The organism is Salmonella sp. SJTUF14076, assembly GCF_015534835.1.
GTDB lineage: Bacteria > Pseudomonadota > Gammaproteobacteria > Enterobacterales > Enterobacteriaceae > Salmonella > Salmonella enterica.
The window spans coordinates 318,680-335,733 of record NZ_CP064674.1 but is presented as its reverse complement, the minus strand read 5'-3'; the positions used below and the strand labels follow the sequence as shown (position 1 = coordinate 335,733).

The 17,054-nt window shown below is 53.0% G+C and carries 13 protein-coding genes and 1 pseudogene; 4 read left to right on the top strand and 10 right to left on the bottom strand.

What is annotated here, in order from left to right:
• Nucleotides 1-13: 13 nt before the first annotated feature.
• From glgA to asd, 5 genes are all read right to left on the bottom strand, one after another.
• The gene (gene glgA / locus HU143_RS01525) at nucleotides 14-1,447 is read right to left on the bottom strand and encodes a glycogen synthase GlgA (protein ID WP_051129278.1); all 1,434 of its coding nucleotides are present in this window, start codon (nucleotides 1,445-1,447) and stop codon (nucleotides 14-16) included.
• On the bottom strand, nucleotides 1,447-2,742 hold the full coding sequence (glgC, locus tag HU143_RS01520; RefSeq protein WP_000253995.1) for a glucose-1-phosphate adenylyltransferase: 1,296 nt from the start codon (nucleotides 2,740-2,742) through the stop codon (nucleotides 1,447-1,449). The genes glgA and glgC overlap by 1 nt, the downstream gene beginning before the upstream one ends.
• A 14-nt stretch (nucleotides 2,743-2,756) precedes the next feature.
• Nucleotides 2,757-4,733, bottom strand: a complete 1,977-nt coding sequence (gene glgX / locus HU143_RS01515; protein ID WP_023227431.1) for a glycogen debranching protein GlgX — start codon at nucleotides 4,731-4,733, stop codon at nucleotides 2,757-2,759.
• Complete coding sequence (gene glgB / locus HU143_RS01510) at nucleotides 4,730-6,916, bottom strand: 1,4-alpha-glucan branching enzyme (protein ID WP_023216694.1); 2,187 nt, start codon at nucleotides 6,914-6,916, stop codon at nucleotides 4,730-4,732. Before glgB ends, glgX begins: the two co-directional genes overlap by 4 nt.
• A gap of 377 nt (nucleotides 6,917-7,293) precedes the next feature.
• Entirely contained in the window at nucleotides 7,294-8,400 is a 1,107-nt protein-coding gene (gene asd, locus HU143_RS01505; RefSeq protein ID WP_023227430.1) for an aspartate-semialdehyde dehydrogenase, read from the bottom strand.
• 126 nt (nucleotides 8,401-8,526) lie between these two features.
• Between asd and HU143_RS01500 the strand changes: the two are divergent.
• A pseudogene (locus tag HU143_RS01500) lies at nucleotides 8,527-8,901 on the top strand (MarC family protein); the annotation flags it as partial.
• On the opposite strand, the gene gntU reads toward HU143_RS01500, so the two are convergent.
• From gntU to HU143_RS01475, 5 genes are all read right to left on the bottom strand, one after another.
• Complete coding sequence (gene gntU / locus HU143_RS01495; RefSeq protein WP_000105950.1) at nucleotides 8,824-10,164, bottom strand: gluconate transporter; 1,341 nt, start codon at nucleotides 10,162-10,164, stop codon at nucleotides 8,824-8,826. The pseudogene HU143_RS01500 and the gene gntU sit on opposite strands and share 78 nt — an antisense overlap.
• Entirely contained in the window at nucleotides 10,161-10,694 is a 534-nt protein-coding gene (gene gntK / locus HU143_RS01490; protein ID WP_023227429.1) for a gluconokinase, read from the bottom strand. The genes gntU and gntK overlap by 4 nt, the downstream gene beginning before the upstream one ends.
• Nucleotides 10,695-10,832: 138 nt before the next feature.
• The gene (gene gntR, locus HU143_RS01485; protein ID WP_000730243.1) at nucleotides 10,833-11,828 is read right to left on the bottom strand and encodes a gluconate operon transcriptional repressor GntR; all 996 of its coding nucleotides are present in this window, start codon (nucleotides 11,826-11,828) and stop codon (nucleotides 10,833-10,835) included.
• Between the two features lie 129 nt (nucleotides 11,829-11,957).
• Nucleotides 11,958-12,653 carry a pirin family protein gene (locus HU143_RS01480; RefSeq protein ID WP_000639789.1) on the bottom strand — a complete coding sequence of 232 codons (696 nt, stop codon included), beginning with the start codon at nucleotides 12,651-12,653 and terminating at the stop codon, nucleotides 11,958-11,960.
• 123 nt (nucleotides 12,654-12,776) lie between these two features.
• A complete protein-coding gene (locus HU143_RS01475) occupies nucleotides 12,777-13,814 on the bottom strand; it encodes an oxidoreductase (RefSeq protein ID WP_023227428.1) in 1,038 nt (345 codons plus the stop codon).
• A 466-nt stretch (nucleotides 13,815-14,280) separates the two neighbouring features.
• Here HU143_RS01475 and yhhY point away from each other — a divergent pair, with 466 nt between their 5' ends.
• The 3 genes from yhhY to HU143_RS01460 all read left to right on the top strand — a co-directional run bounded on the left by yhhY (nucleotide 14,281) and on the right by HU143_RS01460 (nucleotide 17,025).
• Complete coding sequence (gene yhhY / locus HU143_RS01470; RefSeq protein ID WP_001290279.1) at nucleotides 14,281-14,769, top strand: N-acetyltransferase; 489 nt, start codon at nucleotides 14,281-14,283, stop codon at nucleotides 14,767-14,769.
• Nucleotides 14,770-15,033: 264 nt separating this feature from the next.
• Nucleotides 15,034-16,248 (top strand): PfkB family carbohydrate kinase, encoded by a 1,215-nt coding sequence (locus tag HU143_RS01465; RefSeq protein WP_000667440.1) that lies wholly within the window; start codon nucleotides 15,034-15,036, stop codon nucleotides 16,246-16,248.
• Nucleotides 16,249-16,263: 15 nt separating this feature from the next.
• Complete coding sequence (locus HU143_RS01460; RefSeq protein WP_001066509.1) at nucleotides 16,264-17,025, top strand: glutamine amidotransferase; 762 nt, start codon at nucleotides 16,264-16,266, stop codon at nucleotides 17,023-17,025.
• The last annotated feature ends 29 nt before the right edge of the window (nucleotides 17,026-17,054 follow it).

Sequence of the window (17,054 nt, the reverse complement as noted above, 5' to 3'; positions counted from 1 at the left end):
GATTCCTGGATGACTATTTCAAGCGATAGTACAGCTCGCGGTATGATTTCGCGGCAACTTGCCAGCTAAAATCCATCGCCATCGCCTGCCGTTGTACAAACCGCCAAAGCGAAGGCCGTGACCACAACACAAAAGCACGCCGAATCGCGCGTAGCAACGACCAGGCATTACTGTCTTCAAAGACAAAACCGCTGGCGATACCGTCCGCCAGATTTTCCAGCGAACTGTCGGAGACCGTATCGGCCAACCCCCCGGTACGCCGCACCAGAGGCAGCGTGCCATACTTTAAGCCATATAACTGCGTTAAGCCGCACGGTTCGAAACGACTGGGCACCAGAATAACGTCCGCGCCGCCCATAATGCGATGCGAGAAAGCTTCGTGATAGCCGATCTGTACGCCAACCTGCCCTGGGTGTTCCGCCGCCGCCGCGAGGAACCCTTCCTGAAGCACCGGATCGCCCGCGCCGAGTAGCGCCAACTGCCCACCCTGCTCCAGCAGCCCCGGTAACGCCTCCAGCACCAGATCCAGACCTTTCTGGTTGGTCAGACGGCTTACCACGGCAAACAGCGGCACTTTGTCGTTAACCTTCAACCCCATCGCAATTTGTAGCTGACGTTTGTTTTCCGCCTTCTCTTCCAGGGTATCGCGCGTGTAGCGCGACGCCAGCAGCAGATCGGATTCCGGGTTCCAGATCTTCTCATCCACGCCGTTCAGTATGCCGGACAAGCGCCCTTCCAGATGACGCTGACACAGCAGGCCTTCCATACCATAAGCAAACTGCGGTTCGGTAATTTCACGCGCATAGGTCGGGCTCACCGCCGTAATATGGTCGGCATAGTACAAACCGGCCTTCAAAAAGGAGAGTTGTCCGTTGAACTCCAGCCCATGCATATTAAAGAATGACCACGGCAGTTCGATGTCATCCATATGCTTTGCATAAAACATGCCTTGATAGGCCAGGTTGTGTACGGTAAAGACCGATTTCGCCGGCCGCCCGCGCGCCGCCAGATAGGCGGGCGCCAGCCCGGCGTGCCAGTCATGGGCGTGCACCACGTCGGGGCGCCAGAATGGATCAAGTCCGCAGGCCATTTCACAGCCGACCCACCCTAACAGGGCAAAGCGCAGCACGTTATCGGTATAGGCATATAAATTCGTATCGTGATAGGGACTGCCTGGACGCTCGTACAGATGCGGCGCGTCGATTAGATAAATGCCTACGCCGTTATAATGCCCAAACAGCAGCGATATCTTACCTGCGAAAGTATCGCGGCGGCTCACCACATGCGCGTCGGGTATCCCCCGACGGATATCGGGAAACCCTGGAAGCAGAACGCGAACATCAACACCATCCGCAATTTGTGCCGCAGGCAACGCGCCTATCACATCCGCCAGCCCCCCAGTCTTCAGCAGGGGGAACATCTCTGAACATACATGTAAAACCTGCATTATCGCTCCTGTTTGACCTGCAGTTTGCGCAGCATTTCACGCGTGACCAGTACAATACCTTCTTCTGAACGGTAGAAACGACGAGCGTCCTCTTCCGCATTTTCACCAATCACCATGCCTTCCGGGATAATACAGGCACGGTCAATAACACAGCGACGTAAACGGCAGGAGCGTCCTACCCAAACCTCAGGTAACAACACTGCCGAATCAATATTACAAAAAGAATTTATTCTCACCCGTGGGAAGAGCACAGATTGCACCACCACCGAACCGGAGATAATGCAGCCGCCGGAGACCAGCGAGTTCAGCGTCATACCGTGGCTACCGGAGCGGTCCTGCACGAATTTCGCAGGCGGTAGCGATTCCATATGCGTACGGATAGGCCAGTTCTGGTCATACATATCCAGCTCCGGCGTCACCGAGGCTAAATCCAGGTTCGCCTTCCAGTAAGCTTCCAGCGTACCTACATCGCGCCAGTACGGTTCGGCTTGCGGATCGGACTGCACGCAGGAGAGCGGGAAAGGATGCGCGTAAGCCATACCTTCGCGGGTGATTTTGGGGATAATGTCTTTACCGAAATCGTGGCTGGAAGCGTCATCTTTATCGTCTGCCGCCAGCAATTCATACAGGTAATCGGCGTCAAAAACGTAAATGCCCATACTGGCCAGCGATTTGCTGGCGTCACCAGGCATTGCGGGGGGATTCGCCGGTTTTTCGACAAAATCAATAATCTTGTCGCTTTCATCGACCGCCATCACGCCGAACGCCGTCGCTTCTTTGATCGGCACCGGCATACAGGCCACCGTGCAACGCGCGCCCTTTTCAACGTGATCGATCAACATACGCGAGTAGTCCTGCTTATAGATATGATCGCCTGCCAGGATGACGACATATTCCGCTTTATAGCGACGAATAATATCCAGGTTCTGGGTCACCGCGTCTGCCGTGCCGCGATACCAGTTTTCGCCCTTCATACGCTGTTGGGCTGGCAGCAGATCGACAAATTCGTTCATCTCTTCGCTAAACAGTGACCAGCCGCGCTGAATATGCTGCACCAGCGTGTGGGACTGATACTGAGTGATCACGCCGATACGGCGAATCCCGGAGTTCAGACAATTAGATAAGGCGAAATCGATGATGCGGAACTTCCCACCAAAGTGGACGGCTGGTTTGGCGCGTTTGTTCGTTAAATCTTTTAGACGCGTGCCGCGGCCGCCGGCCAGGATTAGGGCAACAGATTTCAATGGCAGCTGGCGCGCCAACATTACACGATCGTTCTTCTCTAAACTCACCATGATTAACTCCTTTTTTATCCTCTCTGGAACACACACAGTCCATGCGCAGGTCCCTGCCAGACCGCCGTTATCACCGGATTATCCTCTCCAGCGAATGGGGGAACGGCGCGCCATTCCCCTTCGGGTAAAACTATATCTGTCACCTCAAGCGTGGCATTTATCGCAATCAGAAAACGGTCCGACAACAGAATTTGCATCAGCTTAGGCCCGTTTTGCCACTCATCCGCACTCAAGGGTTGCGCGTTTTTATTCAGCCAACGCACGTTGCCATCGCCTTCTTCCCACCAGCTATTGCCGGTTAAAGCCGGTATCTGCTGACGCAAACGAATCAGCGCGGCGGTAAACGTGGTTAACCCACGATTTGCCTGCTGCCAGTCCAGCCAGGTTAAGGCATTATCCTGACAGTAGGCGTTATTGTTGCCGTGCTGGCTATGGCCGTGTTCATCGCCTGCCAGCAGCATCGGCGTTCCCTGAGAGAGCAGTAGCGTCGCCAGCAGGGCATGAATGCTGTCGCGCCGCCGCTCCATTAAATCAAGCGGACCGCCTAATCCTTCTTTACCATGATTGTCGCTGTAATTGCTGTTGGTGCCGTCGCGATTTTCCTCACCGTTCGCCTCATTGTGTTTCTGATTGAAACAGACGCAGTCCCGGAGCGTAAAACCGTCATGCGCCGTGAGCAGATTGACAGAGGCGCCGGGCGCGCGGCCATTGCGTTTAAACACATCGCTGGAAGCGGCGAAACGACAGGCAAACTCCCCGGTCGTCAGGTTACGCGGCAACCAGAATCGGCGGGCCGCATCGCGAAAATGATCGTTCCACTCGGCAAACGGTGGCGGAAAATTCCCGACCTGATAGCCGCCCTCGCCAATATCCCACGGTTCAGCAATCAGCTTGACCGTTGATAACACAGGACACGCTTTAATCGCGGCGAACAGCGGCGCATCCTGGCGAAACGTCGACGTGCGCCCCATGACGGACGCCAAATCAAAACGAAAACCATCGACATGACAGGTTTCCACCCAATAGCGCAAACACTCGCACGCGTATTCCACCACGCCGGGATGGCTTAAATTGAGCGTGTTGCCGCACCCCGTCCAGTTGTGATAATCGCCATCGTCCCTTATCCAATAATAGCTACGGTTATCAATTCCGCGCAGGGAGAAGGTTGGACCGTCCAGATCCAGCTCGGCGCTATGGTTTAATACGATGTCCAGAATGACCTCAATCCCCGCGCGATGCAGCGCTTTCACCGCATCGCGAAACTCGTCCAGCGCCGTCTCGGGCGAACTGGCCCAGGCGGGATGCAGCGCGAACATCGCCATCGGGTTGTAACCCCAATAATTGGTCAGTCCCATACGTTGCAGGCGCGGCTCGCTGGCAAACTGCGCCACCGGCAACAGTTCCAGCGCCGTAATGCCAAGCTGTTTGAAGTACGCCACCATGACCGGATGACCGAGCGCTTTATAGGTGCCGCGTATCTCCTGGGGGAGCTCCGGATGCAGGTAGGTAAGCCCTTTGACATGCGCTTCATAGATGACCGTTTTTCCCCACGGCGTGCGCGGCGCGGCGTCATCTTCCCAGTCATAATGGTCGCTGATTACCACGCTTTTCGGCGCCACCGCCGCGTTATCGCGGTAGTCCGGTTCATCGTGTCCGCCGTGCAACAGCGGATGATCTTTTAGTTCGCCCTCGACCCGGCGCGCATAAGGATCAAGCAGTAACTTCGCCGGATTAAACCGATGCCCCTGCGCTGGTTGCCACGGGCCATGTACGCGATAGCCATAGCGCAAACCTGGCCTGGCGCCTGCCAGATAACCATGCCAGACATCGCCGCGACGTCCTGGCAGGTCATAGCGACGCTCATTCCCTCGGGAATCAAAAACGCACAGCTCTATGCGCTCCGCATGGGCGGAAAAGAGCGTGAAATTCACGCCATGACCGTCATACGTTGCGCCATGCGGCGTTGCTTCGCCGATCGCAAGCTGCGTCATTCCCCCTCCCGCATCAGCCAGATCGTCGCCAACGGCGGTAACGTCAGGTTAAGAGAGTGCTGACGGCCATGGCTTTCGATCTTATCGCTGTGCACCACGCCGCCGTTGCCGGTGTTGCTACCGTGATAATGCATCGAATCAGTATTGAGAATTTCACGCCAGCGTCCCGGCTGGTTGATGCCAAAGCGGTAGTCGTGGCGAGGAACGGGCGTAAAGTTGCTGGCGACGATGATCTCGTTACCGGCTTTATCACGGCGTACAAAAATCAGTACCGAGCGTTCATTGTCATCGACCACCAACCACTCAAAGCCGTAAGCATCGAAATCCAGCTCATGCAACGCTTTATGGTGGCGATAGGTGTGGTTGAGATCGCGTACCAGACGCTGAACCCCGTGGTGCCAGTTATCGCCCCCCTCCAGCAGGTGCCAGTCGAGGCTGGCGTCATGGTTCCACTCGCGTCCCTGGGCAAACTCATTCCCCATAAACAGCAGTTTCTTGCCGGGGAAGGCCCACATCCAGCCATAATAGGCGCGCAGGTTGGCGAATTTTTGCCACGCATCGCCCGGCATACGATCGAGAATGGATTTCTTGCCGTGAACCACCTCATCGTGCGACAGCGGCAGAACAAAGTTTTCGGTATGGTTGTACAACATACCAAAGGTCAGCTTGTCGTGATGATACTGGCGGTACACCGGGTCCAGCTTCATGTAGTCCAGCGTGTCGTGCATCCAGCCCAGATTCCACTTGTACCAGAACCCCAGGCCGCCCGTTTCCGGTGGACGCGTCACGCCAGAGAAGTCTGTCGATTCTTCCGCCATGCTGACCGCGCCGGGCACCTGCTCGCCAATAATGCGGTTGGTATTACGCAGAAACTCAATGGCTTCCAGGTTTTCACGACCGCCGAACTCGTTCGGTATCCACTCGCCCTCTTTGCGGCTGTAGTCGCGGTAGATCATAGAGGCCACCGCATCGACACGCAGCGCATCAATCCCAAAACGCTCCATCCAGTACAGAGCGTTACCCACCAGATAATTACTGACTTCACGACGACCATAGTTGTAGATCAGCGTATTCCAGTCCTGGTGATAGCCCTCGCGCGGGTCGCTGTGCTCATAGAGGTGGGTGCCGTCAAACTCCGCGAGGCTAAATTCATCGGACGGGAAATGGCCCGGCACCCAGTCGAGAATGACGTTAAGGCCCGCCGCATGGGCCGCATTGATGAAATAGCGGAAGTCGTCCCGCGTACCAAAGCGGCGGGTCGGCGCGTAGAGGCCGGTCGGCTGGTAGCCCCAACTGCCGTCAAACGGATGTTCGTTAACCGGCAAGAGTTCAAGGTGCGTAAAGCCCATCCATTTGGCGTAAGGCACAAGCTGATCCGCCAGCTCACGATAGCTCAGCCAGAAATTGTTATCCGTATGGCGGCGCCATGAACCTAAATGCACCTCATAAATCGAGATCGGCGCATCAAACTGATTGGCTTTTTGTCGTTCTTCGCTTGGCGTCACTTTCTCCGGCAGTCCGCAAATCATCGACGCCGTTTCCGGACGCATCTGCGCCTCAAAAGCATAGGGATCGGCTTTAATGCGCAGATTACCGTTCGCATCAAGCAGCTCGAATTTATACAGTTGTCCATTATGCGCGCCGGGGATAAACAGCTCCCAAATACCGCTCTCTTTGCGCAGACGCATCGGGTGGCGACGCCCATCCCAATAGTTGAATTGCCCGACAACCGAAACGCGACGAGCATTAGGCGCCCAGACGGAGAAACGGGTGCCGGTGACGCCATCCATCGTATCGGCGTGCGCGCCCAGCGTTTCATAAGGACGCAGGTGGGTGCCTTCCGACAATAGCCAGGCATCCATTTCCTGTATTAATGGACCAAAACGGTAAGGATCGTCGATGAGGTTCTGCTGTCCGTGCCAGGTCACGGCGAGCTGATAGCGAAAGAAATTTTTACGTCGGGGTAAAACGCCGCAGAAAAAACCGCGAGCGTCGAGACATTCCAGTTTGCCGACTTTACGTCCGGTTTTGGGTTCAATCACCCATACGTCGGTGGCGTCAGGTAATAGGGCGCGGACTTCTAGTCCGGCTTGGGTCTGGTGCATTCCGAGTACGGAAAAAGGGTCCGCAAAATGTCCTGCAATTAGCGCATTAATCACGTCTCTATCGATACGACTGGACATGGTTTGTCATCCTGTTTTGTGGCGTCACTCCATCTCACTGAATTCAACATCAGGTAGTGACACTTCTTTGACCTGAACGGCGCAGCACACTGTGCATCCTATCTGCGTCGTCCTACCTTCAGGTTAGGCTTAATACCCGTGGGATTAAGCTACCCTTAAAGAATAGCCAATGCTCTGCTTAACTCCTGATAAAAATGAAACATCTGCGTTTACTCCTGTATTACGCAAAAAAAAGGGTGACGATGCACCCTACATATCAATCTGACGTCTGCTTGCCGACTACGCCTTATCTGGCGGATATTGCTGGATGGCGGCGCTGACGCGCCTTATCCGGCCTACAGAACCACACGCAGGCCCGATAAGCGCTGCAATAGCTACTACGCCAACTGGCGCAGCATTCGACGCAGCGGCTCGGCGGCGCCCCATAACAACTGGTCGCCTACGGTAAACGCCGACAAGAACTCTGGCCCCATGTTCAGCTTACGCAGACGACCAACCGGCGTAGTCAACGTGCCGGTCACCGCCGCCGGGGTTAATTCGCGCATAGTGATATCACGATCGTTCGGCACCACTTTCGCCCACGGATTATGTGCCGCCAGCAGTTCTTCCACCGTCGGAATGGATACCTCTTTTTTCAGCTTGATGGTGAACGCCTGGCTGTGACAGCGCAGCGCGCCGACGCGCACGCACAAACCATCAACCGGAATCACAGAGGCAGTATTGAGAATCTTGTTGGTTTCCGCCTGGCCTTTCCACTCTTCGCGGCTCTGGCCGTTATCGAGCTGTTTGTCGATCCAGGGGATCAGGCTTCCCGCCAGCGGTACGCCAAAGTTATCAACCGGCAGCTCGCCGCTGCGGGTCAATGCCGTAACTTTGCGTTCAATATCAAGAATTGCGGAAGACGGCGTCGCCAGTTCATCGGCGACATGGCCATACAACTGACCCATCTGGGTTAACAGCTCGCGCATATGGCGCGCGCCGCCGCCGGAGGCGGCCTGATAGGTCGCGACGGATACCCAGTCAACGAGATTATGGGCAAAGAGACCGCCCAGCGACATCAACATCAGGCTAACGGTACAGTTACCGCCCACAAAGGTCTTCACGCCATTGTTCAGGCCGTCGGTAATCACGTCCTGGTTAACCGGGTCGAGAATAATAATGGCATCATCTTTCATGCGCAGCGTAGAAGCCGCGTCAATCCAGTAACCCTGCCATCCGCTTTCGCGCAGCTTTGGATAAATTTCGTTGGTATAATCGCCGCCCTGGCAGGTCACGATGATATCGAGCGCTTTTAGCGCATCCAGATCAAAAGCGTCCTGTAGCGTGCCGGTGGAGGTGTCGCCGAAGGTGGGCGCCGCCTGTCCAAACTGGGAGGTAGAAAAGAAAACAGGGCGAATACCGTCGAAATCGCGCTCCTCTACCATGCGTTGCATGAGAACAGAGCCGACCATTCCGCGCCAGCCGATAAAACCAACATTTTTCATAGCGTTTTTTTCCTGCAAAGAGATGTGCTGTGTATGCGCGCCAGTATCCTGTGGCGCATCCTTCACCATACAAAAAGCAGCCAAAGTCGCAAGTGAAATTAATCAATGATAGCGAAGCCATCAGTAATGCGACTTATCCTGCCTTACCGCGCAAGCAGAAAGTCCAGTGGCGATTATCAGGGAATTTGCGTTAGGAAGGGAATCATTTCCGTCGCTGTTTTATTGATCCTAATTATGGATCAGCGTAGAAATTTGCCTGTTTTTATGCGCGTACTGAAACATGGCGAGGCAAAACGTCGTTGGGCGATTGCCATTCACACCTCAATAAAAAAACCGGGTAGCGATTACGCCTTACCCGGCTTACGGTGTCGATATGTGCCCGTTTCCAGGCCCGGTAAGCACAGCGCCACCGGGCAACAAGACTCAGCTCAGCAGTTGGAAAGCAATCATCCCGACAATCGCGCCGACCGTGCCGAGGATAGTCTCCATCATCGTCCAGGTCTTCAGCGTCTGCGCTTCGGTCGCGCCGGTAAATTTACCGAACAGCCAGAAGCCAGCGTCGTTAACATGAGAAACCACAATTGAACCGCCGGCGATACAGATAGAGAGCGCCGCCATCTGCGCGCCGGAGAAATTCAGTTGCTCTATGACCGGCATCACCAGACCGACCGCGGTTAAACACGCCACGGTCGCGGAACCCTGAATGATGCGCACCGCCGCCGCCAGCACAAAGCAGGTAATGGCAATCGGCAGTCCCATACCGGTTAACGCTTCGCCCAGCGCCGGGCCGACGCCGGAGTCAACCAGTACCTGTTTGAACACCCCGCCTGCGCCAATCACCAGCAGGATAATGCCCGCCGGTTGCAGCGCGTGGCCGCAGATTTCCATCACTTTGTCTTTCGGCATCCCCTGGCGCATCGCCAGGCCGTAAATCGCTACCAGACAAGCGACCAGAATCGCAGTGAAGGGGTGGCCGATAAACTCAAACCATTCGTAAGCGGTGGAACCTTCCGGCACAAAGCGCGCGGCGATCGTTTTCAGTCCTACCAGCACCAACGGCAGCAGGATCAGCGACAGGCTGAAGCCGAAAGAAGGCATTTTGCCTTCGCCCAGATGCGGCTCGGTAATGTCGTCAGGAATACGCAGCTCAACGTAACGGCTGATAAAATTCCCCCACAGCGGCCCGGCGATAATCATGCCAGGAATGGCGGCGCACAGCCCAATCAGGATCATCCAGCCGAAATCAGCATGCATCTGGGAAGCCAGCAGCATCGGCGCAGGCCCAGGCAACAAAAACGCCGCGGCTGCCGCCACGCCCGCAAACAGCGGAATGACCAGCTTCACCAGGTTTGTGCCGGTATGACGCGCCATAGAGAATGCCACACTTATCAGCAGCACAATCGCCACTTCAAAGAACAGCGGAAGCGCACAAATCAGCCCGGCCAGGCCAATCGCATAGTGCGCGCGGTTATGGCCAAAGGATTTAAGCATTTTCACGGCTATCTGATCGACCGCGCCGGTTTCATGCAGAATCTTGCCGAACATCGCCCCCAGCGCGACCACAATCGCCAGGAAGCCCAGCGTGCCGCCCATCCCTTTTTCCATGGTCGCGGCGATTTTATCAAGCGGCATCCCTGAAAAAAGCCCCGCGCCCATTGAGACGACCATTAACGCGACGAAGGCGTGCATACGCGCCTTCATCACGAGAAACAGCAGCAGTAAGACGGAACCGACGGCGGTTAAAACCAGTGTTAATGTACTCACAGCGTACTGCCTTTATTGATGACCTCAATGGTGCTCGCCACGACGTCTTCCAGCGGCTGGTCGATATCCACCACCAGAACATCGCGTTCGTCGGCACCCGGCTCTTGCAGCGTTTCAAACTGCGTCACCAGCATTTGGGTTTTGAAGAAATGACCTTTGCGCGCTTTCAGACGGCTTTCAATGACGTCGAAATCACCTTTCAGATAGATAAAGGAGAGATTCGGGTTTCCCTCGCGCAGCAGGTCGCGATAGTGTTTTTTCAGTGCGGAACAGACAATCAGCGAGATTTTATTGGTACGCTGCATCGCGAAAGCGGCGTCGTTCAGCGCCTGCAACCACGGTTTGCGGTCATCATCATCCAACGGCTCGCCGGAAGCCATTTTTTCAATATTGCAGCGCGGATGCAGAAAATCGCCGTCCAGAAACGCGGCATGAAGCTGATGCGCCACGGCGCTTGCGACAGCGGATTTACCGCTGCCTGATACGCCCATCAGAACGTAAACGTGGTGATCATGATTAGTCGTGCTCAAAGCGGGCCCCCACTCTACAAGTTGCAAAATTTGTTACGGGTAACTGTTATCGGTAACATTGTCCAACCGCACCATTCACGACGCAATGACCATTCGTGCCAAAAGTGAATAAGTGTGAGCTACTTCAAAGTTGTCAGACTAAATAGATCCGCCCGGTGACAAGGTGAAACCTAAATCTAACATTTTCGGCGTGACCGTTTCGCCGCGAATGCGGGCCAACAGACGTTCCGCGCCAATGCTGCCCATTCGCTCGCGCGGCGTCAGGACGCTTGCCAGACGCGGTTCCATCACCTGGCCGATGTCATGACCGTGGAACCCGGCGATCGCCATGTCGTCCGGGATTTTTAGCCCCAGGCGCTGGCATTCGAAGGCCGCCCCCACCGCCAGGTCATCGTTGGTGCAAAAAATACCGTCAAGCTGTGGGTATTCGCGTCGCGCCTGGCGCATGAGTTCGATACCGGAAGAGTAGGATGAAGATTGCTCCATCATCACACTGTAAGGAACCAGGCCTGAGTCCCGCATCGCCTGTTCATAGCCCTTCTGCTTGATGATAGTACGTTCGTCGAGGCGCGCCCCCAGATAGGCGATATGACGATGACCACGCGCGATAATCGCGGCGGTCATCTGACGGGCGGCCTCGAAGTTGTCAAAACCGACGGCAATATCGAGACACGGCGACTGGCTGTCCATCAGTTCCACCACCGGAATCCCGGCGACTTCGATCATTTTTAAGGTGCGCGGCGTATGGGTACGCTCAGTGAGGATAAGACCGTCGATATTCCAGGAGAGCATCGATTCCAGGCGCTCCTGCTCCATCTCCGGTTTATAGCCGTAGTGCGCCAGCATGGTTTGATAACCATGCGCGTCGGTGACAGCCTCAATGCCGCGTAACACTTCCGCAAAGACCTGGTTGGTTAAAGACGGCAGCAGAACGCCAATGGCGCGACTGGTGGCGTTGGAAAGAATGTCAGGCGCGCGATTAGGAATGTACCCGAGCTCATCAAGCGCAGCCGCAATTTTACCCCGCAGCGCGACGGAGACCTGCTCCGGATTACGCAAAAAACGGCTGACCGTCATTTTGGTCACGCCCACACGGTCGGCCACATCCTGAAGTACGGGTCTTTTCTTTTTCATCGTCCTGAAAGGTATAAAAGGGATAGATTTGCCCAGTTTACCACGGACGTGCGGAATTAATGACAAACGATGAAAAGCCGGATGGCAACGCTTTCGCGTCTTATCCGGCCTACAAAAGGTTACAGCACGTTAGACTGGCGGCAAGTCAAACAACAACACTTCGCTGTCGCTGTCGGCATGAATCGAGATTGCCTGCTCATCCCAAATCGCCAGGCCGTCGCTGGTCGTCGCTTTGGTGCCGTTAATGGTCACGTTACCTTTTACCACCTGGATCCAGACGCGGCGCTCAGCGGCAATCTGATGCACCGACTGCTCATCTTTGAGCAGCGCCCAGCGGTACAGCTCCATATCCTGGTGGACCTTCAGCGAACCATCGCGAGCATCTGGCGAAAGCACCAGTTGCTTGCCCTGCGCGGCGTCGAAGCGGCGCTGTTCATAGCGCGGCGTGATGCCGGTTTCTTGCGGAATGATCCAGATCTGGTACAGCCGCAGACGATCCGTTTTGCTCGGGTTGTACTCGGAGTGGCGAACGCCGGTCCCGGCGCTCATAATCTGGAATTCACCTGCCGGAACCTGTTCTTTATTGCCCATACTGTCCTGGTGTTCTACGGCGCCTTCCAGCACATAGGTCAAAATTTCCATGTCTTTATGCGGATGCGTGCCGAACCCCTGGCCTGCGTCGATCACATCGTCGTTAATCACACGCAGCGCCGAGAACCCCATAAAGTTCGGATCGTAATAATCGGCAAAAGAAAAAGTATGCCAGGAGTCAAGCCAGCCATGATTCGCATGACCGCGGTCGTTTGCTTTGCGTAAGTAGATCATTGTGTTCACCCCCAGATGTTTTCGATGGAATAAGTGTGGACTCATTCCGTCCGGGATCATAGAGGGTGAAAATTGACTCCTCTGTTCAAAAAATATGAATAAGCGCAGAGGAGTCTGTAATGGCTATTTAGCGAGGGTTATCGTCGCAGGCGTTGCCTGTTCGAAGGCACGTTCGAGGATTTCCAGATTGGTAAGAACTTCAGATTCCTTGACGTAATTAGGCGTACCGATGGTCAACGTCTGGTACAGCGCATCATAGACGCGACCATAGTCACCCGTTTCCGGTTTCACCTCTTCCTTCACGGTCACGCCGTCATCGTTAACATATTCCAGCACGCCGACGGATTCGTCAGCGGCAAAACCGGGTTCACCAGGCATAATGTTCGCTTTCAGGCTGGTTTCTTGTTGATCGATACCGTATTTCACAAACGAACCTTTGGTGCCGTGAACAATAAACTTCGGATAGTCGATTTTCACCAGATGGCTGGTTTTCACAATGGCTTTCAGGGCACCGTAGAACAATTGCGCTTCAAAGGTGTCATCCGGATTCGCTTTATTACGCAGGCTACGAATGTCATACGCGACATGATCCGGGCGGCCAAATAGCGAAATAATTTGATCCATAGTGTGGACGCCAAGTCCATAGAATGCGCCATCCTGCGGCAGGCCCGGTTTGGTTTCTGCTACCGGGCGGTAATAATCGAAATGGCTTTCAATTTCGACAATCTTGCCCAGTTTGCCGCTCTCAATCGCTTTTTTAGCCGTGAGAAAACAGGAATCAAAACGCCGATTCTGATACGGCGTGACGGTCAGTCCTTTGCTTCGCGCCAGTTCGAACAACACTTTTGCTTCCGCCAGTGTCGGCGTGAAAGGTTTCTCAACCAGCACGCTTTTACCCGCTTCCAGCGCGCGTTTGGCGTATTCGAAATGGCTGTCAGCATGCGTACAGACGATCACCAGTTTTACCTGCGGATCGCCCAACACCTCATCCAGATCGCTGGTGAAGTGAATATGTGAATACTGCGGCGCCTGCTCTTCCGGTTTAGCGTGACGACGGAAAATATGCGCGACATGCCAGGTATCTTTCCGATTCAGAACGTAGGGGAGATGGTAACGGGTGGTGCTTTTGCCGAATCCAATAAATGCGCAGTGTAAGGTCATAAGACGATCCTTTTGAAGATGATTGTTTACACCATAGCGCAAAGCGTGAGGAGACTGAATGTTGGATTCTTTGCCGGATGCGACGTTGCCTTTTTGGGCCTACAAAAGCAGATGCCTCAAGATCGGCCGTCGGCGTCGCGGTCAGTTTGTTCACGGCAAGCGCGCAGGGCCCGGAGCGTACTAAATGTACGTGAGGAGCACGAGCACTTCCCGGGGACAAAATGACAAGTAAGCTAGGCTGAAACAAAACCCAAAAAAAAGCCAGCAAAAGCTGGCTAAAGTAATACTGGAAGCAATGTGAGCAATGTCGTGCTTTCAGGTTCTCCGTAGGGGTTCCCCTGAATGCAAGGCAATAATAATCATTCTCATTCGCACTTGTCTACTTCTTTTTGCAAAAAAATGCGGTTGACGGAATTTTCTTTCTCAGCGAGTGTAAATACACAATTACCCCTGCAGGAGATAAGGAATGAGCGAAATAGTGATACGCCACGCTGAACCGAAAGATTACGACGCCATTCGTCAGATCCACGCCCAGCCGGAGGTGTACCACAACACGCTACAGGTTCCTCATCCTTCCCTCGAAATGTGGCAGGCGCGGCTAACCGAGCAAGCCGGGGTTAAACAACTGGTTGCCTGCATTGACGATATTGTCGTTGGCCATCTTTCTATTCAGGTCACCCAACGCCCTCGCCGCAGCCACGTGGCCGATTTTGGTATCTGCGTGGATGCCCGGTGGCACAATCGCGGTATTGCCAGCGCGCTGATCCGCACGATGATCGACATGTGCGACAACTGGCTGCGCGTCGAGCGTATTGAGCTAACAGTGTTTGTTGATAACGAGCCCGCGGTGGCGGTGTATAAGAAGTACGGCTTTGAAATCGAAGGCACCGGTAAGAAATACGGCCTGCGCAACGGTGAGTACGTTGATGCGTACTTTATGGCGCGCGTGAAATAGCGCTTCCCCGCCCCATCCTGTGGGGCGAAACGTCACAAACCTTCATCACATTCCAGTTATTGCAACCTACTTCCCCTATATCAAAACAATAACCATCTGAATTTCATGGTTATTGCCGCTTTAAGCTTTATCACCGTTTTTTTCGTAATTTTAGCAATATTAATATTACATTTTTGTTTTTTTTTGGTTTCTGCCATCACTTTATGGTGACAATCACAACAATATACTCCTCCCGGGACTAATTTAACCACGGTGAGGTAAAAAATGAAATTTGAACGCCATCATAGAATATTGAAGGAACTCAGTATTTCGGGAGTTGTAAAAGTTTCAAATCTGGCGAAAAGTCTCAAGGTAACAAAGGAAACTATTCGTTCAGATCTCAATGAACTTGCCGGACAGGGATATCTTACTCGCTGTCATGGTGGTGCATTTATTACCCTTGATTCTCTTGATAACGTCGCAAAAAATGAAATTGCTTATGTGCTGGAAAAATATGAATCAGCGCAGAAAATAAAAAAAGGTCTCTCTGCCATGAAAAATAATGTATGTGTTATTGGCTCGTTCAATGTTGATATCATCAGTTATCTACCGAGATTACCCTCAACGGGAGAATCATTGCTGGCCGATAAATTTATTTTTTCACCCGGCGGTAAGGGATGTAATCAGGCATTAGCAGCAAGCTATGCCGACTCTGATGTGCATTTTATTACTAAAGTCGGCTCAGATCATTTTAGTGATTACGCCATTAATTTTATAAACTCATCAAAAATCCATAAAAGTGTTATCTACCAGACCAAAGAAACACAAACAGGTACAGCAACCATCATGGTGAATGGAGATACCGGAGATAACGTCATCGCTATCTACCCCGGCGCCAACATGACAATTTCCCCTGATGAAATCACCATTCAGAAAGAGGCCATTGTTCATTCAGATATTGTTCTTGTCCAACTGGAGACGAATTACGAAGCGCTGCAGCAAACAATTCGTCTTGCACAAAAAAATGACATACCGGTCATCATCAATCCAGCGCCGTACAATGACATGGTTAACACCATCATTGATAACATTGACTATATTACGCCAAATGAAACGGAAGCAGGCCTGCTGGCCAATATGGCGGTTAATGATATCGAATCAGCCAAATGCGCGGCCAAAATTATTCACCAGAAAGGCGTCAAAAATACCATTATTACATTAGGTAGCAAAGGTTCGCTTGCTTATGATGGCACACAATTCATCTATTCCCCGGCATTTCCGGCAGTTGTAAAAAATACTGCGGGAGCGGGTGACGCTTTCAATGGCGCCCTCGCATCTGGCCTTGCAAAAGGAAAGTCACTGGCATCCGCATTGTGCTACGCCAGCGCATTTGCCTCACTTGCGGTTGAAACGCCTAATGCCTCTGATATGCCGGAAAACGACTCCGTTCTTCATCGTATTCAGGGTTCACATTACAAACAAACTATCTCTACTCACTAAATCAAGGAGCAGACTATGAACAATACGCAGAAAAAACTAAAGGTGCTCTTTATTGGAGAATCCTGGCATATTCATATGATTCATTCAAAAGGTTATGACAGTTTCACCTCCAGTAAATATGAAGAAGGCGCTACATGGTTACTGGAATGCCTGAGGAAAGGCGGCGTTGATATTGATTACATGCCTGCCCACACGGTACAAATTGCCTTTCCAGAGAGTATTGACGAATTAAATCGTTATGATGTGATTGTTATTAGCGACATTGGTAGTAATACCTTCTTGCTACAAAATGAAACCTTCTATCAGCTAAAAATAAAACCAAACGCTCTGGAGTCCATTAAAGAGTACGTCAAAAATGGCGGTGGACTACTCATGATTGGCGGCTATCTGTCATTTATGGGTATTGAGGCAAAAGCCAATTATAAGAACACCGTTCTTGCTGAGGTTCTGCCAGTTATTATGCTTGATGGCGATGACCGGGTAGAAAAGCCAGAGGGTATTTGTGCTGAGGCTGTCTCACCTGAACATCCTGTTGTTAACGGGTTCTCAGATTACCCGGTATTTCTTGGATATAACCAGGCCGTCGCCAGAGACGATGCCGATGTCGTATTAACAATAAATAATGACCCATTGTTAGTGTTCGGTGAATACCAACAGGGTAAAACCGCCTGCTTTATGAGTGACTGCTCCCCACACTGGGGAACCCAGCAGTTTATGTCATGGCCGTTTTATACCGACCTGTGGGTCAACACGCTTCAATTCATCGCCAGAAAATAAAAAACAATGGAGTAACGAAAGTTACTCCT